The organism is Microbacterium sp. LjRoot205 (assembly GCF_056175745.1).
This window is the reverse complement of the sequence record NZ_JBGFFH010000005.1, coordinates 155082-176310: the sequence shown is the minus strand read 5'-3', so window position 1 is coordinate 176310 and position 21229 is coordinate 155082. Positions and strand designations below refer to the sequence as shown.

Below are 21229 nucleotides of genomic sequence, written 5' to 3'. Positions count from 1 at the left end.
TCTCGTGTCATGTCCGGTCAGCCGATCCCGATCACCCGCTCGATCACCCTCGCCACCCCGTCGTCGTCGTTCGAGGTGGTCGTCTCGTCCGCGGCATCGTGCACGACGTCCGCCGCGCCGGCCATCGCGACGCCGTGGCCCGCCCAGCGCAGCATCTCGACGTCGTTGAGGGCATCGCCGAAGGCGATGACGTCGCGGCGTTCGATCTCCAGGTGCTCGCAGAGGCGAGCCAGCCCCGTGGCCTTGGTGACGCCGTCGGCCATGACCTCGAGGAACGGGGCGCCTGACAGCGTCGCCTCGAAGCCGGTGAGTTCGAGCGCGCACAGTGCGTCGAACAGCGCTGTCGGGGCGAGCTCGGGATGCCGGATCACCAACTTGAGGCTCGGTGCGGCGAGCACGTGGTCGAGGGCGACGCCGCCCATCGTGCGAGGATCGCGTTTGTGGTCGGCGAGGTCGGCGATCTCGGAGTAGCCGTGCTGGGCCACGAACGTCTCGCCGCCCTCCCGCACGCTCGCGAACAGCAGCCCGGGGATGCTGGCGCGCAGCGCCTCGGCCAGGGTGCGGATGGTCTCTGCCGGAAGCTCTTCGGCGAACAGCATCCGCCCGTCGACGAGGTGGGTCGCGTAGGCGCCGTTGCTGCACAGCGCCCAGCCGTCGAACCCAGCATCGCCCGCGAGAGTGCGCAAGCCGATCGGCTGACGGGCCGTCACCGGAACGACGTGGATGCCGCGTGCCCGCGCCGCGTCGAGCACCGCGCGCGTGCGCACGCTCACCTCGGATGCCGACGTCAGCAGAGTGCCGTCGAGGTCCGTGGCGATCAGGCGCAGGGTCATCCGTTTCGTCTCGCTTCGCTCGCTCAACGACGGGGAAGTCAGGAGAAGATCATCGGCAGGTCGTCGTCGTCTTCGTCGGCACCGCCGAGGTCGAACTCGACGACCACGGGAACGTGATCGCTGGGCTGCTCGCCCTTGCGCTCTTCCCGGTGGATGGATGCGCCGGTGACGGCCTCTGCAAGCGTCTTCGAGCCGAGGATGAAGTCGATGCGGATGCCCTCGTTGCGAGGGAACTTCAGGCGCTGGTAGTCCCAGTACGTGTAGCCCTCAGGGAGCAGCGGGCGCACGACGTCGGTGACTCCCGCGTCGCCGAACGCGAAGAAGGCCTGGCGCTCCTGCGGCGAGACGTGCGTCGAGACGCCCTCGACGATGTCGGGGTCGCCGTTGTCGGCGTCGAACGGGATGATGTTGAAGTCGCCCACCAGGGCGAGCGGCAGATCGGGGTTCGCCGAGAGCTCGGCAGCGGTCGACTTCTTCAGCTCTTCGAGCCAATGCAGCTTGTAGGCGTAGTGCGGGTCGTCGAGCGAGCGGCCGTTCGGCACGTACAGGCTCCACACGCGCACGCCGTCGACGAGCACACCCAGGGCGCGAGCCTCGAGCGGAGCATCCGGCCCCTCATGCCCCTTGCCGAAGCCCGGCATGCCGTCGAACGCCGTGCGCACATCGGTGATCGGCAGCCGGCTCGCGATCGCGACGCCGTTCCACTGATTCAGGCCGTGCACCTCGACGTGGTAGCCGGCGTCCTCGAACGGAGCATAGGGGAACTGCTCGGGTTTGCACTTGATCTCCTGCATCGCCAGCACGTCGATGTCTTCCCTGACGGCGAACTCGACGGTGCGGGTGACGCGGGTGCGGATGGAGTTGACGTTCCAGGTGGCCAAGCGCATGCGTCAAGCCTAGGGCCCACCTCCTACACTGGATGCCGTGACCGCACTCGACGCTGACCGCCAGACCCTCCTCGACCTGATCAAGGACGAGGCCGTGTTCCACGGAGACTTCACGCTCTCGAGCGGCAAGAAGGCGACGTACTACGTCGACATGCGCAAGCTCACCCTCGACCACCGCGCCGCTCCCGCGATCGGCCGCATCATGCTCGACCTGATCGGCGACCTCGACGTCGTGGCGGTCGGCGGCCTGACCCTCGGCGCCGACCCGATCGCCAACTCGGTGCTGCACGCCTCGGTCGCCGCCGACAAGCCGCTCGACGCCTTCGTGGTGCGCAAGGAGCCGAAGGATCACGGCCGCGGCCGCCAGATCGAGGGCGCAGACGTCAAGGGCAAGCGCGTCGTGGTGCTCGAGGACACCTCGACCACGGGTCAGTCCGCGCTCAAGGCCGTCGAGGCGCTGCGCAAGGAGGGCGCCGAGATCGTCGCCGTCGCCGTGATCGTCGACCGCAAGACCGGCGCTCAGGCCGCGATCGAAGCCGAGGGTCTCGAATGGCGCGCGGCCTTCGACCTCGACGACCTCGGACTCGACCCCCAGTGACCCGCTACGCACTCGCCGTCGACGTCGGCGGCACCAAGATGGAGGCCGCGCTCGTGAGCGAGCACGGTGAGCTGGTCGACGGCAGCCGCTCGCGTCAGGCGACCGGACGCGAGGCGACGCTCGAATCGCTGGACCTGGCCGTCATCGCGATCGTCACGCATGCTCTGGCTGCGCTCCCCGCTGACGCGGAACTCGTCGGTGCGGGAGCGGGCAGTGCCGGCCCGATCGACCGCGGCGCCGGAGCGATCATGCCGGTGAACATGCCGCTTGCGCGGGGATTCGGGCTCGCGGAATCGGTGCGCTCTGCGGCATCCGCTGCGCTCGGCCGCGAGGTGCCGACCATTCTCGGCCACGACGGCGGGGCGCTCGCGCTCGCCGAGTCGTGGCTCGGTGCGACGCAGGATGCCGGTGCCTCACTGTCGATCGTCGTCTCGACCGGAGTCGGTGGAGGGTTCGTCGTCAATGGCGCATACATTCCCGGCGCCACCGGCAATGCCGGACACCTGGGCCAGGTGCGCCGCGAGGGCGGACTCACGCTCGAGGAGATCGCCTCCGGCCCGGCGAGTGCCGCCTGGGCGCAGCAGCAGGGCTGGACCGGAGCCACCGGTGAAGACCTGGCGCGGGATGCCGCTGCCGGTGACGCCATCGCCCGCGCGGCCATCGAACGGTCGGCGAAGGCGGTCGGCGAAGCGCTGGCGGATGCCGCGACCCTTGTCGACCTCGACATGGTCGCGATCGGCGGCGGGTTCTCGCGGGTCTCGGCCGACTACATCGACCTCGTGCAGCAGGCCCTCACCGCGAGCGCGGCGCACGAGTACTCCCGCCGCACGCGTGTCGTGCGCTCGGGTCTCGGCGACGAGGGGCCGCTCATCGGCGCCGCGGCGCTCGTCCTGCGCTGACGTCAGCGCCGCACTTCGCCAATCTGTCGAGGGCAGCCCCCATATCCGCCTCGAGTGCATCAAGGCTCCTGCCGAGCTTTCGGAAACCGATAAGCAACCCCGTTCCGAGTATCGCGACGATGGCGATGTCGGAGACGATGAGGGCAAGGATGAAGTCCGGGTCGGGCATGGTTCGATGGTGCCCTCCCRCCAAGCATTCTGCAGTATTACGGGTTCGACATGGATTCCGTTCGCCTCCCTAACAAATCGGCCTTACGCTCGTARCAGGCGACGGAAGGAACACACATGCGCATGCTCGGACTGCTCTCGGGCACCTCGCACGACGGCATCGACGTCACGGTCGTGGATTTCGAGGAGAGCGAGGGCGCGCTGCACGGCACGGTGCTGCACGAGGACAGCATCCCGTACTCGCCAGACCTCCGTGCCCGACTCGTCGCCGCGCTGCCACCCGCACCGACCACCCTCGCCGAGGTCTGCGAGCTCGACACTCTGATCGGGCAGGCCTTCGCCGAGGTCGCCGCGGCGGCATCCGACGCGGTCGGGGGAGTGGATGCCGTGTGCACGCACGGCCAGACCGTCTTCCACTGGGTCGCCGACGGCCACGCGCTCGGCACGCTGCAGATCGGCCAGCCGGCATGGATCGCCGAGCGGGTGGGCGCGCCGGTCGTGTCGGACGTGCGCATCCGCGACATCACCGCCGGCGGACACGGCGCTCCGCTGGTGTCGTTCCTCGACGAGCTGCTGCTGCGTGGCCGAGCGGGCGTCTCGGCGGCCGTCAATCTCGGCGGCATCGCGAACATGACCGTGGTGGGCGCCGACGGGCTCTCGGCGTATGACATCGGTCCGGCGAACGCGCTGGTCGACGCCGTCGTCGTGGCGGAAGGCCTGAACGAGCGCGGGTACGACGCGGACGCCGCGATCGCCCGCACCGGAACGGTCGACGAGGCGCTGCTGGCCACGCTCCTCGCCGACCCCTATTACGCGCTCCCCGCCCCGAAGAGCACGGGCAAGGAGCACTTCCACCTCGACTATGTGCGTGCTCACATCGATCGCATGACCGCAGACGGACGAGAGATCTCAGTCCCCGACCTCGTGCGCACCCTCACGGAACTCACCGTCCGCACGGTGGCTCAGGACGTGCGTGCCGCCGGTATCCGATTCCTGGCCGTCTCCGGGGGCGGATGCCACAACCCGCTGATCATGCAGGGTCTGCGCGATGCTCTCCCCGGCGTCGAGGTCGTGCTCGCCGATGAGCTCGGTGCCCCGGTGGACAGCAAGGAGGCGATCCTGTTCGCACTGATCGGGTGGTGCACCATGCACGGAGTCGCCGCGGTGACGCCCGGCGGCACGGGAGCGCGCGAGCCGCGCATCCTCGGCACGATCACGCCGGGTGCGGGGCCGCTGCGGATGCCGGAACCGGTCGAGCGCGTGCGCAGTCTGACGCTGCGCTGATCCACGTCGGGTGCGAAACGCCGCCGGTCAGCGCTTGCGGTCGTCGTCGTCCCAGGGACCTTCCCACCAGCCGGCGCGGCCGTCGCCGTCGCCTCCGCCGCGGCGACGGGAGCGGACGAACTGCACGATGAACACGGTGAGCGAGCTGAGCAGGATCACGAAGATCACCAGGAACAGCAGGTCGGACTGGTTCATGGGCGCTTCCCTTCGGCGGCATCCGCCACGATCTTCGCGATCCGGGCGGATCGCGTCTCTGCACGCTTGGCCATCGCGATGTGCGTCAGGCCGAACTTCTTGACCGACTTCGGAAAGGCGTCCCAGTTGGCTCGTGCAGCGGGCACGGCATCCAGCGCCTCGGTCAGCTCCGGCGGCTCGATGCCCGCCTCCGGTCCGTCGAGCAGAGTCCACGACCCGTCGGCCTTGGCGGTCTCGAGCACGCGGATGCCGGCGGGCGCGAGCAGCCCGGCGGCCTCGAGGTCGATCAGCCGCGCCTTGTTGGTCGCCGCCCACCCGCTGCCGCGTCGGCGGGGCGAGAACCACTGACCCACGGTCTCGTCGTCGAACGTGCGCACGGGGCCGTCGATCCATCCGAAGCACAGAGCCTGACGCACGGCGTCGTCGTATCCCACCCTGCCCTCGTTCTGACCGCGCACGCTCAACAGCCAGACGCCCGAGGTGCGCTCGTGATGCTCTTCGAGCCAGGCGCGCCAGGCGGCCGCATCCGCTGCGACGACCCGTTCTCCTTCGTCGAGCGCGCCCATCTCAGTCCTCGTCGAGCGTCGGAATCGACTCGGTGACCGTCGGCAGCAGATCGGCGACCGAGTCGACGATCTCGTCGGGGCGGAACGGGTACTTCTCGACCTCGGCCTCGTCGCTGATGCCCGTCATGACGAGCACGGTGTGCAGCCCCGCCTCGATGCCGGCGATGATGTCGGTGTCCATGCGGTCGCCGATCATGCCGGTCTTCTTCGAGTGCGCGCCGATCTTGTTGAGGGCCGAGCGGAACATCATCGGGTTCGGCTTGCCGACGACATACGGCTCCTTGCCCGTGGCCTTGGTGATCAGGGCCGCGATCGCGCCCGTCGCCGGCATCACGCCGTCGGCTGACGGCCCGGTGGCATCCGGGTTCGTGACGATGAAGCGCGCGCCCTTGATGATGAGCCGGATCGCCTTGGTGATCGCCTCGAACGAGTAGTTGCGGGTCTCGCCGACGACCACGAAGTCGGGGTTCGTCTCGGTCATGATGAAGCCGGCCTCGTGCAGGGCCGTGAGGATGCCCGCCTCGCCGATCACGAAGGCCGAGCCGCCGGGCAGCTGCTGCGCGAGGAAGTCGGCCGTCGCCAGTGCCGAGGTCCAGATCCGCTCCTCGGGCACGATGAGCCCGCTGGCGCGGAGGCGGGCCGACAGGTCACGCGCCGTGAAGATCGAGTTGTTCGTCAGCACGAGGTAGGGGATCTCGTTCTGCTCCCACCCTGCGAGCAGCTCGGACGCTCCGGGGATGGCATCGTTCTCATGAACGAGCACGCCGTCCATGTCGGTCAGCCAGCATTCGATGTTGTCGCGGTGTGCCATGTGCACAGCCTATGCGGCGGCGGTTACGGGCAGGTGTCAGGTTCTGACGAGGTTCTCAGGCGCTGAGCCAGACGACCTGTGCGGCGCCGTCGGGGAGCTCGGTCGCGGTGCCCTCGAGCTCGATGCCCGTGGGGGTCGTCGTGATGTTCGCGGCGACGGTGACGCCCGCCCCCTCGAGAGCACGCAGCAGTTCCGGGTCTCGGTCATCGACGCGCAGCACGCGTCCGACGTGCCCCGACGGCGCATCGGCGAGAAGCACGAAGGGCTCGCGTTCGACGACGCCTGCGGCATCGGGGATCGCGTCGCCGTGCGGGTCGAACCGCGGGCGTCCGAGGCGTGCGTCGATGCCCTCGAGCAGACGGTCGCTGATCGTGTGCTCGAGCACCTCGGCTTCGTCGTGCACCTCGTCCCATCCGTAGCCGAACTCCTGCACCAGCCAGGTCTCGATCAGGCGGTGCCGACGCACCATGGCCAGAGCTCGCTGCGTGCCGGCATCCGTCAGCCGCACCGCGCCGTAGGGAACGTGCGAGACGAGCCCGGCGGCGGCGAGCTTCTTGACCATCTCGGTCACCGACGACGGGGCGATGCCCAGCTTCGCCGCGAGCACCGAGGGGGTGATCGGCGCGTCCTGCCATTCGGTGTGCGCGTAGACGGTCTTCAGGTAGTCGTCTGCTGCAGGGGATGCCACGGGTCCAGCCTAGATCAGGGGTTCGCGACGTCGACGAGGATCCCGAAGGCGACCTGGCCCGCGAAGAAGACGATGAGGAACCCGAGCAGGGCGGCGAAGAGCGAGAGCCGACCGTCGAAGCCTTCGATCTCAGCGATGCCGATCTTGCGCGCGCGGAAGGCCAGCACGAGGGTCGCGATGCCCAGGGCGAGCTGCACCCAGGGGCCGCCGAAGGGCAGCACGGTGGGGAAGGCGACGAGCAGCCCGCCGATCACGCCGGTCGCGATGCCGATCCAGGTGAGGATGCGGACGTTGCGGCGCGCGGTTTCGGCAGACATCCTTCGAGCCTAACCGTCGGAGCACTCCGCCGCGCACGCTGTGAATCGTGTCAATCGGCCCGGATTCCTTGACGGGGGACGAGCTCTGCGGGTAGCTTCGACCGGGCACGGGAAAACGCTATCCGAGCGGGCGCCATGCCCAGAGAAGGATTTCGACGATGAATATCCGACACCAATCGTTCCGCGCCGTCGTGGCGGTGGCCGCAGTCGGCTGCCTCCTCGTGGGAGGCGCGCAGAGTGCGACGGCGGCGTCGCCCACAGCGCCGACGGCCGGTCGCCATGACTCCGGTCCGAAGGCGCCACAGCTCGAGACGCTCGACCGCGGTCTTGTCGCCGTCTCGACCACCGACGGGGTCTTCCTCAGCTGGAGACTGCTCGCCACCGAGGCGAGCGGTGCGACCGCCACGGGGCTCGCGGGTCCCGACTTCGCCGTCTACCGCGACGGAGCGAAGATCGCCACGATCACCGACAGCACGAACTACGCGGATGCCGACGGCGCGGCCGCATCGCAGTACTCCGTGGTCCCGGTGGTGAACGGCGTCGAGCTGACGGCATCCGCTTCGCCGTCCGTGTCTGCGTGGGCGGAGGGGCACTACGACCTTCCGCTGCAGAAGCCCGCCGACGGCGTCACACCGAAGGGCGAGGCCTACACCTACTCGGCCAACGATGTGTCGGTCGGCGACGTCGACGGCGACGGGCAGTACGAGTACGTCGTGAAGTGGGACCCCTCGAACTCGAAGGACGTCTCGCAGCGCGGCTACACGGGCCCCGTCTACCTCGACACCTACGAGCTCGATGGCACGCTGCTCAATCGCCTCGATCTCGGCGTGAACATCCGCGCCGGTGCGCACTACACGCAGTTCCTCGTCTACGACTTCGACGGCGACGGACGCTCCGAGACGATGCTGAAGACGGCCCCTGGCACGAAGTCCGTGCAGTACACCGCCGACGGCAGCGTCGCGAGCGAGTCGTACATCACGCTGCCGAAGGACGACCGCAAGGCGGGCTACTCGAACGACGACGACTACCGACTCAGCGCCGCGGACTACGAGCAGCACCTCGTCGAGATGTTCCTCGGCTGGAGTGAGCGGGCGGAGGTCGTGTCGGGTCAGTGGCCGGCCACTCTCGAAGAGGCGTGGGGCATGCCCGTCGCGCACGAGTATCCGCTCTCGCCCGAGTCGGCGCAGGAGCTCGCCACGACCTTCATCGACGTGTACGCGCCCGGTCGCAGCGCTCGCAACCTGCTGCGAGAGTTCGAGGGGTTCATCGTCGACGGGCCCGAGTACCTCACCGTCTTCGACAGCGCGACGGGCAAGGAGCTGCAGACCATCCCGTATCCGACCGAGCGCGGCGACGACGGCCTGCTGTGGGGCGACTACGCGATGTCGCGCATCGAGCCGGGCAATCGCGTCGACCGCTTCCTCGCGGGAGTCGGATACCTCGACGGTCAGCATCCGTCCGCGGTCTTCGCCCGCGGCTACTACACGCGTACGACCGTCGCGGCCTTCGACTGGGACGGCAAGCGGCTGAAGGCCCGCTGGGATGTCGACAGCGGCCACGTGCCCCTGACGAACCCGTTCAACGACTCGCCGCACGGCCGCGACGGCAGCGACCCCGAGTTCGGCACGATCACGACGCAGGGCGATCACTCGCTGAGCTTCGCCGACGTGGATGGCGACGGCAGGCAGGAGCTCGTCTACGGTTCCGCGACGATCGACGACGACGGCAGCCTGCTGTACAGCTCGTTCGACGTGCTCCCCGAGGGCAGTGCGGATCCCGGAGCATCGGTGCGCCTGGGACACGGCGACGCGATGCACGTGACCGACATCGATCCGAGCCGCCCGGGTGTGGAGATCTGGACGGCACATGAGGGTGCGACCAGCGCGCCGTACGGGTCGGTGATGCGCGATGCCGCCACGGGAGAGTCCCTCTTCGGCGCCTACTCGGGCCGAGACACGGGTCGGGCGATGATCGGCGACGTGCGGCCCGACGTGCCCGGGATCGAGGTGTGGTCGAGCATGCCCGGCGGCACGGAGGGCAGCGGTCTGCTCAGTGCGACGGGCGAGGTGCTGCAGGCGCAGACGCCCGGCACGAACATGTCGATCCGCTGGGCGGGCGACCTGACGACGCAGCTCGTCAACGGCAGCGGCGACCAGACGCCGACCATCGACGACTGGACGCGAGGCACTGTGCTCACCGCGACGGGCACGCTCACCAACAACGGCACGAAGGGCAACCCCTCGCTCGTCGCCGATGTGCTGGGCGACTGGCGCGAGGAGCTGCTGGTGCGCACGGCCGACTCGAGCGCGCTGCGGTTCTTCACCACGACCGAGCCCACGGCGCACAAGCTCACGACCCTCATGCACGATGTGCAGTACCGGGCTGAGACCGCGCGTCAGCAGACGACCTACAACCAGCCGGCGTACACCTCGTTCTATCTCGCGAGCGACCTCGACTGGGCGGACGTGCCGGTGCTGACCGCCCCGACGGAGCCGAAGGCGCCGAAGTTCACGGACAAGCCGGGCACCTCTCGCGACGAGGTCAAGGTGCCGACGAACGTGAAGGGCGTCAGCTACTACGTGAACGGCGAGAAGGTCGAATCGCCGGGCGGCAAGGTGCGGGTCACCGGCGAGGTGACCGTCGTGGCGGTGCCGGACGCCGGCTACCGCATCGCCGACGGCGCGACCTCGCGATGGACGGAGAACCTCCGCTCTCGGTGACAGACCGCCGCCCCGAGTCGACTCTTCCCGTGCCGGCTCGGGGCGGTTCTGTGCGCCCTGCGTCTTGCGTCCTGACCACTGCGTCTCGCGTCCCGGTGCCTGTCTGCTCGAGGGGCTGCGGTTCAGGCGCCGGTGAGCACCAGCCAGAGCAGGGCGCCGTTGAGGGCGATGAGCAGGACGGACGCGATGATGCCGGCCGCCGTCGTCCACAGGCGGTTCGCCCAGACGCCGAGTGTGCGGCGCTGAGCCGTGAGCGCGATGAGCGGGATCAGGGCGAAGGGGATGCCGAACGAGAGCACGACCTGGCTGAGCACGAGGGCGAGCGTCGGATCGAAGCCGATGCCGAGGATCACGAGCGCGGGGATCAGAGTCACCAGCCGACGCGCGAGCAGCGGGATGCGCACGTGCAGCAGTCCGTGCATGATCTCGGCCCCCGCGTAGGCGCCCACTGACGTCGAGGCGAGCCCTGAGGCCAGCAGCCCGACCGCGAAGAACGTCGCGACGACAGGACCGAGCCCTGAGGCCAGCGCGGCGTGCGCGCCTTCGAGCGAGTCGGTGCCCTCGACGCCGGCGAGGTTCGCGGCCGCGAGCAGCAGGATGCCGAGATTCACCGTACCCGCGATGACCATCGCGATCGAGACGTCCCACCGGGTCGCGGTGAGCAGGCGACGGATGCGCGAGGTCTCCGTGCGCACGGCCTCCGTCGGCGCATCGGTCGTCGTCGAGCCGAAGCGGTCTCGGGTGAGCGACGAGTGGGCGTAGATCGCGTGCGGCATGATCGTGGCGCCGAGGATGGATGCGGCGAGCAGCACCGATCCGGTGTCCTCGAAGCGGGGCACGAGGCCGCCGACGATGCTCGAGGCGTCGGGCGGGGCGACGAAGAGGCCCGCGATGAAACCCACGGTGATGATCACCATGAGCGCGATGATCACGAACTCGAAGGGTCGGGGCCCCCGGCGGCTCTGCACCGCCAGCAGGATCATCGACACCGCCCCGGTGATGATCCCGCCGAGCAGCAGGGGGATGTCGAACAGCAGATACAGAGCGACGGCGCCGCCGATGACCTCGGCCAGATCGGTCGCCATCGCGACGAGCTCGGCCTGCAGCCAGTACGCGCGTCGTGCCCACGGGTTCTTCAGTCGCGTTCCCAGCACTTCGGGCAGGCTCTGACCGGTGACGACTCCGAGTTTGGCCGAGAGGTACTGGATCAGCCAGGCCATGATGTTGCCGGCGACCACGACCCACACGAGCAGGTACCCGTACTGAGCGCCCGCGGTCATGTTGCTCGCGACATTGCCCGGATCGAGATACGCGACGCCGGCCACCAGTGCGGGGCCGAGAAGCCAGAGGCTGCGGGGCGCTGTGGCGCGAGCGGTCGGCGCAGCCGTCTCGAGTGCGGAATTTTTAGGCATGCCGAAATCGTAGCGGATTTTTCGGTGTACCTAAATATGTTGTGCGGGGCTCGGCGGATAGCCTGGCGGAATGGAAGAGCAGGCGGCCGCGGATGCAGCAGAGACAGGCGGATCGTCGGCGCAGCCCGGCTACGGAGTGGGGCCGTGGCCCGGAGGCGAGGCGGAATGGCCCGCGGGAGAGCAGTACGACCCTGAGCTGCTGACGGTCGGCGACACGCGCAATGTGATCGATCGCTACCGCTACTGGCGGATGGACGCGATCGTCGCCGACCTCGACACCAGACGGCATCCGTTCCACGTCGCGATCGAGAACTGGCAGCACGACATGAACATCGGCTCGATCGTGCGCAGCGCCAACGCGTTCCTCGCCGATACCGTGCACATCATCGGGCGGCGCCGCTGGAACAGACGGGGCGCCATGGTCACCGACCGCTACCAGCACGTCGTGCACCATGAGGACGTGGAGACGTTCACCGCCTGGGCCGCGGCAGAGGGGCTGCCGGTCATCGCGGTCGACAACGTCGACGGCGCAGTGCCGGTCGACCGCGCCGACCTGCCGCAGCGCTGCGTGCTGCTGTTCGGCCAGGAGGGGCCGGGGCTGTCGGATGCCGCGCTCGCCGCGGCGTCGGCCCATATCGAGATCACGCAGTACGGCTCGACGCGATCGATCAACGCCAGCGCGGCAGCCGCCGTGATCATGTACGAGTGGTGCCGGAGGCACGCGGGCTGACAGGTGGGCGGACCCTCTCGACACGGCGGCTGCGCGGGCGTAGCGTGAGTGCCGATCTGAGGAGGTCGACATGGCAGAGATCAGTCGCATCCGCCCGTTCCTCTGGTTCGACGGTCAGGCGCAGGAGGCGATGGAGTACTACGTCTCGGTGTTCCCGAACTCGTCGATCGACCAGGTGGTGCTCTACCCCGACGAATCGCTCGATCGACACTTCGAAGGGATGACCGGCAAGGTCCTCAACGGCGACTTCACGCTGAACGGCTCGCCGTTCGGATGCCTCGACGGAGGACCTGAGTTCGCGTTCAACGAGTCGATCTCGTTCGTGATCGGATGCGAGGACCAGGCCGAGATCGACCACTACTGGCAGGCGCTCTCGGCCGTGCCGGAGTCGGAGGCATGCGGCTGGTGCAAGGACAGGTTCGGCGTCAGCTGGCAGGTCGTGCCCGCAGGCCTCGATCTGCTGCAGCAGAGGCCGGAGCAGATCCAGGCGCTCATGCACATGAAGAAGATCGTGATCGCCGAACTCGAGAACGCCTGATCTCAGACCCCGGCAGTGACCCAGCGTCCCGAGCGCACGCGCCAGCCGAGGGTGGCCAGCCGAGCGAGCAGGTACACCCCGAAGAACGCGACCGAGAGCCAGACGAGACCTGCGGTGTCGTCGACGCCGGTCGCGGCGATGACCCAGAGTGCCGGGAGGAACGGCAGGAGGTTCAGGCCACCCGCGATCGCGAGATAGCGCGCGTCGTTCGCACCCATCAGCACCCCGTCGAGCACGAAGACGACACCCGCGATCGGCTGCGCGACCGCGAGGATGAGGAGCGCAGGCTGCACGAGCGCGGCGATCGACGGATCGCCCGTGAACACGATGCCGAGCACACCCGAGAGCGCCGCGATGAGCGCGCCGACCACGACGCCGAACCACACTCCCCAGGCGACCGTGCGTCTGAGCACCCGGTGCACCTGCCGTTCGTCGCCCGCGCCGAGCTCCTTGCCGATCAGTGCCTGGGCCGCGATCGCGAGGGCATCCAGTGCGAACGCGGCCGCCGAGAAGATGGTGAAGACGATCTGCCACCCGGCGAGTTCCTCCGTGCCGATGCCCGTGGCGACCGCGACGGTCGCCAACAGCGCAGCCCGCAGGCTCACCGTGCGCAGGAACAGCCAGCCGCCCGAACGCGCAGTGCTGCCCATGCCCGCTCGCTGCGCCATCAGCGACGCATCGTGCTTCGCGGCGAGGCGCCGGATCACCAGCACGTAGGCGCCGACCATGCCCCACTGGGCGACGACCGTGCCGGCCGCCGACCCGGCGATGCCCCAGCCCAGCCCGTAGATGAACAGCACGTTGAGCAGCGCGTTCGCGCCGAAGCCGATGCCGGCGATCCACAGGGGCGTCATGGTGTCCTGCATCCCGCGGAGCAGTCCGGTGGCGGCGAAAACGATGAGCATCGCCGGGAGCCCCCACATCGAGACGACCAGATAGGCGTTGGCGTCGGCGGCCACGGCCTCGCTCGCGCCGAACAGCGACACGAGCCACGGCGAGGCGACCGCCCCGGCCGCGGCGAGCACGGCCCCGATCGCCAGCGCCAGCCACATGCCGTTGATCCCGACCGAGACGGCCTCGCCCGGCCGGCCGGCGCCGAACAGCCTGGCGACGGCCGGGGTCGTCGAGTAGGCGAGGAAGACCATGAGCCCGACGATCGTCTGCAGCACCGCACCCGCGATGCCGAGCCCGGCGAGCGGCGTCGTGCCGAGGTGCCCGACCAGGGCGGCGTCGACGATGAGGAACGCGGGCTCCGCCATCAGGGCGCCGAGCGCGGGGACGGCGAGGCGCAGGATCTCACGATTGAGAGTGCGCTCGGTCATCCTCCGAGCCTATGGGCTGGCGCCGACCTCAGAGCGTCCAGCGCGCCCGCACTCGGCCCGCCGGATCCCGTGCAGTCGTACCCTGGAGGAATCCCGGATGCGACGGAGGCGCCCATGACGGATCCACGAGAGGCCGCGGCGAGGTACCGCGCGCGACAGCAGAGTGAGAACGCCGGCGAGGACGCCGAATCCGGCACGGCACCGGGCATCGCCGCAGCCACCGACCGGGCCGCCTTCATCGAGACGGCGATCCAGGTCGCGATCCGCAGGGGCGACTTCGACGATCTCCCCGGAGCCGGCAAGCCGCTCGAGGGTCTCGGCACGCACCACGACCCGGACTGGTGGATCCGGCGCAAGATCGAGCAGGAGAACCTGACGGGTCTCGGTCCGCCCGCCATCCTGCTCCGGACCGAGAACCGAGAGCTCGACGACCAGCTCGACCTGCTCGGTCGCGAGGTCGACGTGCGGGAGGTGCTCGAGGACTTCAACCGTCGGGTCATCGAGGCTCGACGTCAGCTGCAGGGCGGACCGCCCGTCGTGACGGAGCCTCGCGACATCGACGCCGAGGTGGCCGCGTGGGCCGAGCGTCGTGCGGCGCGCCTGGCCGCCCGGCCGACGCCGGAGTCGATCCAGCCGCGCACGCGTCGCTTCGGCATCCGTCGCCGGGGCTGAGGTCGGCGAGGACCGCCAGCCCGTTCCCGCCCGAATGTCGGAGCGACGCCTAGGCTGGTCGGCATGACCGACGTGCTTCCCTCTGGCCTTGAGACCTCCGAGTTCAGCTCCGACATCCGCCCGCAGGACGACCTGTACCGCCATGTCAACGGCGCATGGCTCGCCCGCACCGAGATCCCCGGCGACAAGGCGCGCTGGGGCTCGTTCCATCTGCTCGCCGAGCAGGCCGAGAAGGACGTCAGGGCGATCATCGAGGAGTCGCAGGATGCCGAACCGGGCACCCTCGCCCGCAAGATCGGCGACCTGTTCGCGAGCTTCATGGACACCGAGCGCATCGCCGATGCCGGTGTCGCGCCGCTCGCCGAGACCCTCGCCGAGATCGAGGCGATCGATGGCATCCCCGCGTTCCTGCGCACCGTCGGCGCCTACGACCGCGACGGTCGCGCGCACCTGATCGGGTTCTACGTCGACGGCGACCCCGGAAATCCCGAGCGCTACCTCCCGGTGATCGTGCAGTCCGGCCTGTCGCTGCCGGACGAGAGCTACTTCAGACTCGACACCTTCGCCGAGACGCGAGCGGCCTACCGCGCCCACCTCGAGCGTCTGCTGACGCTCGCCGGTGTCGCCGATGCCGCGGGCGCCGCCGACCGCTCGATCGCCCTCGAGACCGAGCTCGCGGGCCACCACTGGGACAACGTGCGCAGCCGCGACGCCGTCGCCACCTACAACCTCAAGACATGGGCCGAGATCCAGGAGCTCGCCGGTGTCGACCTCGAGCCGTGGCGCGACTCCGTCGCGCCGGCCCACCCCGAGGCCTTCGCCGAGGTGGTCGTCTCGCAGCCGAGCTTCCTCGAAGGGCTCGGATCGCTGCTCACCCCCGAGCGCCTCGACGACTGGAAGGCCTGGCTGCGCGCGCAGGTCGTTCACGCGGCGGCTCCGTATCTCACCGACGACTTCGTGCAGGAGAACTTCTCGTTCTACGGCACCGAGCTGACCGGCGTCCCGTCGATCCGCGAGCGGTGGAAGCGCGGTGTCTCGGTGACCGAGGGCGCGCTGAGCGAGGCGATCGGCAAGGTGTACGTCGAGCGGCACTACCCGCCGACGGCGAAGGCGGCGATGGACGAGCTCGTCGCGAACCTCATCGAGGCCTATCGGCAGAGCATCACCGACCTCGAGTGGATGACGGCCGAGACCCGCGAGCGAGCTCTCGCCAAGCTCGACTCGTTCACGCCGAAGATCGGCCACCCCGCCGTCTGGCGCGACTATTCGAGCCTCGAGATCGACCGCGCCGACCTGTTCGGCAACGTGCGGCGGGCGGCGATCTTCGAGCACGACCGCAACGTCGCGAAGGTGGGAAAGCCGATCGACCGGGACGAGTGGCACATGCCGCCGCAGATGGTCAACGCGTACTACAACCCGTCGATGAACGAGATCGTGTTCCCGGCGGCGATCCTGCAGTATCCGTTCTTCGATGCGTCGCGTGATGCGGCTGCCAACTACGGCGGGATCGGCGCGGTCATCGGCCATGAGATCGGTCACGGATTCGACGACCAGGGCAGCCGCTACGACGGAGACGGCAAGCTCGAGGACTGGTGGACGGATGCGGATCGCACGGCGTTCGAGCAGCGCACCAAGGCACTGATCGCGCAGTACGACGAGCTCGTGCCCGAAGGCCTCGACGCCGAGCATCACGTCAACGGCGCCCTGACGATCGGCGAGAACATCGGCGACCTGGGCGGCCTCGGCATCGCGCTCAAGGCCTACGAGATCGCGCTCGGCGGAGAGGAGGCCCCGGTCATCGACGGCTACACGGGCGTGCAGCGCCTTCTTCTGTCGTGGGCGCAGGTCTGGCAGCAGAAGAGCCGCGACGCCGAGACACTGCGACTGCTCACGATCGACCCGCACTCGCCGAACGAGTTCCGCTGCAACCAGATCGTCCGCAACATCGACGCCTTCTACGAGGCGTTCGACGTCTCCGAATCCGACGCGCTGTGGCTGCCGCAGGGTTCGCGAGTGACGATCTGGTGAGTCGTTCTCTATAACCGATCAGGTGTCGACGGGTGCCCTGCTGTCTCCTGGATGACGATCTGATGACCGTATACCGGAGTATGTAGGGCATCCTCACCTGACGGGGTTACGATATCGGTGCTGCGGAGGATGGACACCGCAGCATCCCGCCAATCCAACCCCCCTATTAAGGATCACGCGTGGGTGCTTCCGAGCCTGCCGACGGCCCGCCACTGGCCTCGCTGCGCCGCTCTCAGCGGCCCAGCCGACGCTTGCCGCGTCGTGCGGCCTCGGGGCGGCGGTCGTTCACTTCGACCCTCCGGGCGCTCGAACAGCTCGCGGACGCGGGCGCGCAGGTGTCGGTTCATGTCGTCGATCTCGACAACCACACGCATGTCCTCTCCGGTGATGACCATGTGACCATGCCTGTCGCGGGGCTCGGGGTCGTACCGCTGCTGATCGAGGTGGCGGCAGCGTTCGATGCAGGCACCCTCGACCCGCTCGAGATCGTCGAGCGCACCGCCGTCGAGTCGGTGTCGACCTCGGGTCTCTGGCGACACCTGCATGCGCCCGCACTGCCGCTCGAAGATCTCGCCGTGCTCGCGGCGACAGCCGGTGACCCGATCGCGGTCAACGCCCTGCTGCAGCGGGTCGGTCACGATCGCGTGCGTGAGCGTATCGAGGCCCTCGGACTCCGCCGCACAGCCCTTCTCGATCGATTCCGCGACGAGCGCGGTCCCGACGACGCGCCCCAGGTCGCCGTGGGTTCCGCGCGCGAATTCGCCGGACTCTTCTCGGCACTCGTGAACTCGCAGGTGGTGGGCGCCTCGGTGAGCGCTCAGGTGTCCGAGTGGCTCAGTCTGAACCAGGACCTGAGCCTGGTGGCCTCGTCGACGGGCCTCGATCCCTTCGCTCACGACCACGACGCCCACGGTCTGCTGTTCATCAACAAGACCGGGCGCGATCGCGGCGTGAGGGCAGAGGCGGGAGTCCTCGCCGGGCCGCGCGCCGGCGTCGCCTATTCCCTGATCGTCTGCTTCGACGACCTGTCGATCACGCACCGGCTTCGTGCACACGATGCCTTCCGCGTGCTCGGGGTCGAGCTCATGGAGTACACGCACTGAGCTCACGGGCGCCCTCGCCCCGGCGTCGCTAGCCTGGAGGCATGCCCCGCCCCGATTGGACTCCGCACCGCCGTGACGACGGCGAGCTGCTCGGATGGATCCACCCCGACGGCGACGACTGGGTGGCCGTCGACGTGCTGGGTCGCCCGGTCTCCGCTCCCACCGAGTGGCTCGACGCCGAGACCGCGCTCGAGGAGCGGGGGATCGGCTGGCTCGCCGATCCGTGGATGCTCGAGGGTGAAGCCGACAGGCCCCTTCGCGTGCGCATCCTCGAGGTCACTCCCGACGACGAAGGCGTTCCCGGACGCATCGTCGTGAAGATCGACGACTTCGGCGACATGGCGCGTCCGCCCGTGCAGCAGTACGTGCTCGAGTGGCCGATCCCCGCGCGGTTGCGAGCGCCGACGACGGGCGATCCCGATCCGCGCGTGCTCTGATCGCGATCCGGGCTGACGGCTAGCCGGGCAGCGACGGATGCTGCTCTGCTGCACGCTGCCGGGGGATGAACAGCGACAGGACCAGAGCGACGATCCCGGCCCCGATCGCCAGCCAGAAGCACAGATCGAACGCCGCCCGCGTGGGCACCGAGACTCCGCCGACGTCGATGCTCATGGCGGCGAGCACCCCGCCCATCACGGCGGACGCACTCGACGTGCCGATCGAGCGGAAGAGCGCGTTCAGTCCGTTCGAGGCGCCCGTCTCGTTCGCGGGCACCGATCGCATGATGATCATCGGCATGGCGGCGAACGTGAATCCGATGCCGACGCCGATCAGCAGGTTGCCGACGAGGATGTGCCAGACCTCGCTCGACCACAGCAGCACGAACACGTAGGCGAGCACGATCGCCGCAGCGCCGACGCTGAACAGCGGGCGAGGCCCGACGGTGCGCTCGAGCCAGCCAGACAACGGCGAGATCACCATCATCACGAGACCCGCCGGCATGATCACGAGTGCGGCAGAGACCATGTCGAGTCCGAAGCCCGCACCGGAGGCGGTCGGGCCCTCGAGCAGCTGCGGGAAAGTCACGTTCGACGCGAACAGGGCGAAGCCCATGCCGATCGCGGCGATGTTGGTGAACAGCACGGCGGGGCGGGCAGCGACGCGCAGATCGAGCAGCGGATCCTTCGTGCGCAGCTGATACCACCCCCACACCAGCAGCACCCCCACGCCTCCGATGATGCATGTGAGGGTCAGCGGTGCCGTCCAGCCCCACTCCGCGCCGCGCGAGACGAACAGCAGGATGCCGGTGAGGCCGATCGCGAGTCCGATCGCGCCGATCGCGTCGAGGCGCCCGGGGAACCGCAGCACATCCTCGGGGATCACGAGCAGCACGAGGGCGAGGCCGATGACGCCGAGAGCGGCCGCGAGCCAGAACAGCCAGTGCCAGTCGGCGTTCACCGCGAGCAGGGCGGCCACCGGCATCCCGATCGCACCGCCCACGCCCATCGTCGCGCTCATCAGGGCGACCGCGGTGCCCAGGCGTTCGGGCGGCAGCACGTCGCGCATGATGGCGATGCCCAGCGGGACCACACCGGTCACCGCCCCCTGCAGCGCCCGGCCGATGATCACGCCGACGATCGAGCCGGACAGCGCGGCGATCAGCGACCCGAGGATCAGCAGTCCGAGCAGCACGATCACGACGCGGCGCTTGCCGTACATGTCGCCCAGTCGGCCGGAGATCGGGGTGGCGACCGCGGCGACGAGCAGCGTGATCGTGACGACCCAGGTGGTGTCCTCGCGGGATGCGTTCAGCAGGTGAGGAAGCTCGGCCTGCAGCGGCACGACCAGTGTGAACATGAACGACGAGCAGAGACCGGCGAACGCCAGCACCGCGACGATCGCCCACTTCGGTGATGTCCGGGAGAGTCTTCTGCGCGCGCGATCGTCGTTCTCTCCCATCGCTTCAGGCTATCGGCGTCTGAGACACCCGAGGCGCGAGCCCGCGTGGGGCGATCGTCAGCTCACGCCCTTCATCAGTCGCAGCACCGGCTTGACGGCGACGAGCAGTCCGAGGCCGACCACGATCGCGATGGCGCCGAGGATCGAGAAGTAGGGCACCTCGTTCTTCGGGTCGTAGAACTGCACGAGCCAGCCCGAGATCGCCGTGCCCAGCGCGATCGACAGGAAGAACAGCGCGACCATCTGGGTGTGGAAGACCTTCGGGGCGAGCTTCGTGGTGACAGACAGCCCGACCGGCGAGATCAGCAGCTCGGCGACCGTGAACACGAACAGGATGCCGATGATGGCGATCAACGGGGTGGAGTTGGCGCCACCGCCCGCGAACGGCAGGAACAGCAGGAACGCCGCCCCCATGATCATCGCGCCGAGTGCGAACTTGACCGGCGTCGAGGGCTGACGGCGGCCGAGGCGGGTCCAGATCGCCGCGAAGACGCCGGACAGGATGATGATGAACACGGGATTGATCGACTGCACCCACGAGACGGGCATCTCGAATCCGAAGATGTTGCGGTCGAGGCGCTCGTCGGAGTAGACCGTGAGCACGGTGAACTGCTGCTGGTACAGCGACCAGAACGCGACGCTCGTGATGAAGAGGGGCAGGAATCCCCAGACGCGCGAGCGCTCGGTGCCGTCGATTCGGCGGCTGCTGAGGATGACCGCAAAGTACGCCACCGTCGCGACGATCGTTCCGATGATCACGATGGACGCCAGGTTGTCGGCCCTGACCACGCCGACGAGCACCAGCACCGCGATGAGGGCGACGGCGGCGACCGCGATGATCGCGACGAGCGGGTAGCGCGAGGAGGGCAGCGGGTTCGGCACGCGTCGTGCCTCATCCGGCAGCGCCTTGCGGCCGAAGGAGTACTGCACGAGTCCGAGCGTCATGCCGATCGCGGCGAGCCCGAAGCCGTAGTGGAATCCGAGGGTCGACTGCAGGATGCCGGTGAGGATCGGACCCATGAAGGCGCCGAGGTTGATGCCGAGGTAGAACAGTGAGAATCCGGCATCCCGACGGGTGTCGTCTGCGCTGTAGAGGGTGCCGACGACGGAGGTCGCGTTCGCCTTCAGGCCGCCCGAGCCGAGCGCGACGAGCACGAGGCCGACCCCGACGCCGATGAATCCGGGGAGAAGGGCGAGCGCGACGTGCCCTGCGACGATCACGATCGCGCTGAGGAACAGCACACGTTCCGAGCCCAGCATCCGGTCGGCGATCCAGGCGCCGAGGATCGTCGAGAGGTAGACCGACCCGCCGTAGGCGCCGACGATCCCGCCGGCGACGGCCTGGGAAAGTCCGAGACCCCCCTCGGTGACCGAGAAGTACAGGTAGATGAGCAGGATGCCCTGCATGCCGTAGAAGCTGAACCGCTCCCACATCTCGACGCCGAAGATGTGGACGAGTGCCCAGGGCTGCCCGAAGAATCGGGTGTCGGACTTCTCGGCCGTCGTGTCGCTGGTTGCCATTCCTCCACGGTACGCCCGGTCGCGTCGTGGTTCGATAT

21 protein-coding genes are annotated in these 21229 nt (G+C 68.9%); 10 read left to right on the top strand and 11 right to left on the bottom strand.

Going from position 1 to position 21229, the window contains the following annotated elements; genetic code table 11:
* Nucleotides 1-17 precede the first annotated feature (17 nt).
* Together AC04ME_RS12270 and AC04ME_RS12265 are read right to left on the bottom strand one after the other, a co-directional pair.
* Complete coding sequence (locus tag AC04ME_RS12270) at nt 18-833, bottom strand: Cof-type HAD-IIB family hydrolase (protein ID WP_475435205.1); 816 nt, start codon at nt 831-833, stop codon at nt 18-20.
* Between the two features lie 38 nt (nt 834-871).
* A complete protein-coding gene (locus tag AC04ME_RS12265) occupies nt 872-1720 on the bottom strand; it encodes an exodeoxyribonuclease III (RefSeq protein ID WP_475435204.1) in 849 nt (282 codons plus the stop codon).
* Nucleotides 1721-1757: 37 nt separating this feature from the next.
* On the opposite strand from AC04ME_RS12265, the gene pyrE reads away from it, so the two are divergent.
* The 3 genes from pyrE (at nt 1758) to AC04ME_RS12250 (ending at nt 4669) form a co-directional block, all read left to right on the top strand.
* On the top strand, nt 1758-2318 hold the full coding sequence (gene pyrE, locus AC04ME_RS12260; RefSeq protein ID WP_042541265.1) for an orotate phosphoribosyltransferase: 561 nt from the start codon (nt 1758-1760) through the stop codon (nt 2316-2318).
* Nucleotides 2315-3217 carry an ROK family protein gene (locus tag AC04ME_RS12255; RefSeq protein ID WP_475435202.1) on the top strand — a complete coding sequence of 301 codons (903 nt, stop codon included), beginning with the start codon at nt 2315-2317 and terminating at the stop codon, nt 3215-3217. Before pyrE ends, AC04ME_RS12255 begins: the two co-directional genes overlap by 4 nt.
* A gap of 285 nt (nt 3218-3502) precedes the next feature.
* Nucleotides 3503-4669 carry an anhydro-N-acetylmuramic acid kinase gene (locus AC04ME_RS12250; RefSeq protein WP_475435200.1) on the top strand — a complete coding sequence of 389 codons (1167 nt, stop codon included), beginning with the start codon at nt 3503-3505 and terminating at the stop codon, nt 4667-4669.
* Between the two features lie 27 nt (nt 4670-4696).
* On the opposite strand, the gene AC04ME_RS12245 is transcribed toward AC04ME_RS12250, so the two are convergent.
* From AC04ME_RS12245 to AC04ME_RS12225, 5 genes are read right to left on the bottom strand one after another with little or no spacing between them, the layout of a single operon-like run.
* Nucleotides 4697-4864 carry a hypothetical protein gene (locus tag AC04ME_RS12245; RefSeq protein WP_194285971.1) on the bottom strand — a complete coding sequence of 56 codons (168 nt, stop codon included), beginning with the start codon at nt 4862-4864 and terminating at the stop codon, nt 4697-4699.
* A complete protein-coding gene (locus AC04ME_RS12240) occupies nt 4861-5430 on the bottom strand; it encodes a YdeI/OmpD-associated family protein (protein ID WP_042541271.1) in 570 nt (189 codons plus the stop codon). The genes AC04ME_RS12245 and AC04ME_RS12240 overlap by 4 nt, the downstream gene beginning before the upstream one ends.
* A 1-nt stretch (nt 5431) precedes the next feature.
* The gene (locus AC04ME_RS12235) at nt 5432-6241 is read right to left on the bottom strand and encodes an HAD-IIA family hydrolase (RefSeq protein ID WP_042541273.1); all 810 of its coding nucleotides are present in this window, start codon (nt 6239-6241) and stop codon (nt 5432-5434) included.
* 55 nt (nt 6242-6296) lie between these two features.
* Nucleotides 6297-6929: a metal-dependent transcriptional regulator gene (locus tag AC04ME_RS12230; protein WP_042541275.1), complete on the bottom strand. Its 633-nt coding sequence runs from the start codon at nt 6927-6929 to the stop codon at nt 6297-6299.
* Between the two features lie 14 nt (nt 6930-6943).
* Entirely contained in the window at nt 6944-7246 is a 303-nt protein-coding gene (locus tag AC04ME_RS12225; protein WP_056374557.1) for a hypothetical protein, read from the bottom strand.
* A 158-nt stretch (nt 7247-7404) separates the two neighbouring features.
* On the opposite strand from AC04ME_RS12225, the gene AC04ME_RS12220 reads away from it, so the two are divergent.
* Complete coding sequence (locus tag AC04ME_RS12220; RefSeq protein ID WP_475435197.1) at nt 7405-9966, top strand: rhamnogalacturonan lyase; 2562 nt, start codon at nt 7405-7407, stop codon at nt 9964-9966.
* Nucleotides 9967-10088: 122 nt separating this feature from the next.
* On the opposite strand, the gene AC04ME_RS12215 is transcribed toward AC04ME_RS12220, so the two are convergent.
* On the bottom strand, nt 10089-11378 hold the full coding sequence (locus AC04ME_RS12215; protein ID WP_475435195.1) for an Nramp family divalent metal transporter: 1290 nt from the start codon (nt 11376-11378) through the stop codon (nt 10089-10091).
* A gap of 70 nt (nt 11379-11448) precedes the next feature.
* Here AC04ME_RS12215 and AC04ME_RS12210 point away from each other — a divergent pair, with 70 nt between their 5' ends.
* Both AC04ME_RS12210 and AC04ME_RS12205 read left to right on the top strand, forming a co-directional pair.
* Nucleotides 11449-12108 (top strand): TrmH family RNA methyltransferase, encoded by a 660-nt coding sequence (locus AC04ME_RS12210; RefSeq protein WP_194285970.1) that lies wholly within the window; start codon nt 11449-11451, stop codon nt 12106-12108.
* Nucleotides 12109-12178: 70 nt separating this feature from the next.
* Nucleotides 12179-12646, top strand: coding sequence for a VOC family protein (locus AC04ME_RS12205; protein WP_153302259.1), 468 nt, complete (start codon nt 12179-12181; stop codon nt 12644-12646).
* Nucleotides 12647-12648: 2 nt separating this feature from the next.
* On the opposite strand, the gene AC04ME_RS12200 is transcribed toward AC04ME_RS12205, so the two are convergent.
* Nucleotides 12649-13968, bottom strand: a complete 1320-nt coding sequence (locus tag AC04ME_RS12200; protein WP_056374550.1) for an MATE family efflux transporter — start codon at nt 13966-13968, stop codon at nt 12649-12651.
* Nucleotides 13969-14082: 114 nt separating this feature from the next.
* Here AC04ME_RS12200 and AC04ME_RS12195 point away from each other — a divergent pair, with 114 nt between their 5' ends.
* The 4 genes from AC04ME_RS12195 (at nt 14083) to AC04ME_RS12180 (ending at nt 18208) form a co-directional block, all read left to right on the top strand.
* Nucleotides 14083-14640 (top strand): DnaJ family domain-containing protein, encoded by a 558-nt coding sequence (locus AC04ME_RS12195; RefSeq protein ID WP_079113692.1) that lies wholly within the window; start codon nt 14083-14085, stop codon nt 14638-14640.
* A gap of 63 nt (nt 14641-14703) precedes the next feature.
* Entirely contained in the window at nt 14704-16668 is a 1965-nt protein-coding gene (locus AC04ME_RS12190) for a M13 family metallopeptidase (RefSeq protein WP_475435193.1), read from the top strand.
* 179 nt (nt 16669-16847) lie between these two features.
* Entirely contained in the window at nt 16848-17771 is a 924-nt protein-coding gene (locus tag AC04ME_RS12185; RefSeq protein ID WP_042541288.1) for a serine hydrolase, read from the top strand.
* Nucleotides 17772-17812: 41 nt separating this feature from the next.
* A complete protein-coding gene (locus AC04ME_RS12180) occupies nt 17813-18208 on the top strand; it encodes a hypothetical protein (RefSeq protein WP_042541290.1) in 396 nt (131 codons plus the stop codon).
* Between the two features lie 19 nt (nt 18209-18227).
* On the opposite strand, the gene AC04ME_RS12175 is transcribed toward AC04ME_RS12180, so the two are convergent.
* Complete coding sequence (locus AC04ME_RS12175; protein ID WP_475435191.1) at nt 18228-19670, bottom strand: MFS transporter; 1443 nt, start codon at nt 19668-19670, stop codon at nt 18228-18230.
* 57 nt (nt 19671-19727) lie between these two features.
* A complete protein-coding gene (locus AC04ME_RS12170; protein WP_309691686.1) occupies nt 19728-21191 on the bottom strand; it encodes a peptide MFS transporter in 1464 nt (487 codons plus the stop codon).
* Nucleotides 21192-21229: the final 38 nt, after the last annotated feature.

Coding starts and splice junctions, on each gene's coding strand:
- AC04ME_RS12245 (WP_194285971.1), bottom strand. CDS start 4,864: ATGAACCAGTCCGACCTGCTGTTCCTGGTGATCTTCGTGATCCTGCTC.
- AC04ME_RS12175 (WP_475435191.1), bottom strand. CDS start 19,670: ATGGGAGAGAACGACGATCGCGCGCGCAGAAGACTCTCCCGGACATCA.
- AC04ME_RS12265 (WP_475435204.1), bottom strand. CDS start 1,720: ATGCGCTTGGCCACCTGGAACGTCAACTCCATCCGCACCCGCGTCACC.
- AC04ME_RS12195 (WP_079113692.1), top strand. CDS start 14,083: ATGACGGATCCACGAGAGGCCGCGGCGAGGTACCGCGCGCGACAGCAG.
- AC04ME_RS12170 (WP_309691686.1), bottom strand. CDS start 21,191: ATGGCAACCAGCGACACGACGGCCGAGAAGTCCGACACCCGATTCTTC.
- AC04ME_RS12225 (WP_056374557.1), bottom strand. CDS start 7,246: ATGTCTGCCGAAACCGCGCGCCGCAACGTCCGCATCCTCACCTGGATC.
- AC04ME_RS12250 (WP_475435200.1), top strand. CDS start 3,503: ATGCGCATGCTCGGACTGCTCTCGGGCACCTCGCACGACGGCATCGAC.
- AC04ME_RS12220 (WP_475435197.1), top strand. CDS start 7,405: ATGAATATCCGACACCAATCGTTCCGCGCCGTCGTGGCGGTGGCCGCA.
- AC04ME_RS12205 (WP_153302259.1), top strand. CDS start 12,179: ATGGCAGAGATCAGTCGCATCCGCCCGTTCCTCTGGTTCGACGGTCAG.
- AC04ME_RS12270 (WP_475435205.1), bottom strand. CDS start 833: ATGACCCTGCGCCTGATCGCCACGGACCTCGACGGCACTCTGCTGACG.
- AC04ME_RS12235 (WP_042541273.1), bottom strand. CDS start 6,241: ATGGCACACCGCGACAACATCGAATGCTGGCTGACCGACATGGACGGC.
- AC04ME_RS12200 (WP_056374550.1), bottom strand. CDS start 13,968: ATGACCGAGCGCACTCTCAATCGTGAGATCCTGCGCCTCGCCGTCCCC.
- AC04ME_RS12190 (WP_475435193.1), top strand. CDS start 14,704: ATGACCGACGTGCTTCCCTCTGGCCTTGAGACCTCCGAGTTCAGCTCC.
- AC04ME_RS12180 (WP_042541290.1), top strand. CDS start 17,813: ATGCCCCGCCCCGATTGGACTCCGCACCGCCGTGACGACGGCGAGCTG.
- AC04ME_RS12215 (WP_475435195.1), bottom strand. CDS start 11,378: ATGCCTAAAAATTCCGCACTCGAGACGGCTGCGCCGACCGCTCGCGCC.
- AC04ME_RS12210 (WP_194285970.1), top strand. CDS start 11,449: ATGGAAGAGCAGGCGGCCGCGGATGCAGCAGAGACAGGCGGATCGTCG.
- AC04ME_RS12240 (WP_042541271.1), bottom strand. CDS start 5,430: ATGGGCGCGCTCGACGAAGGAGAACGGGTCGTCGCAGCGGATGCGGCC.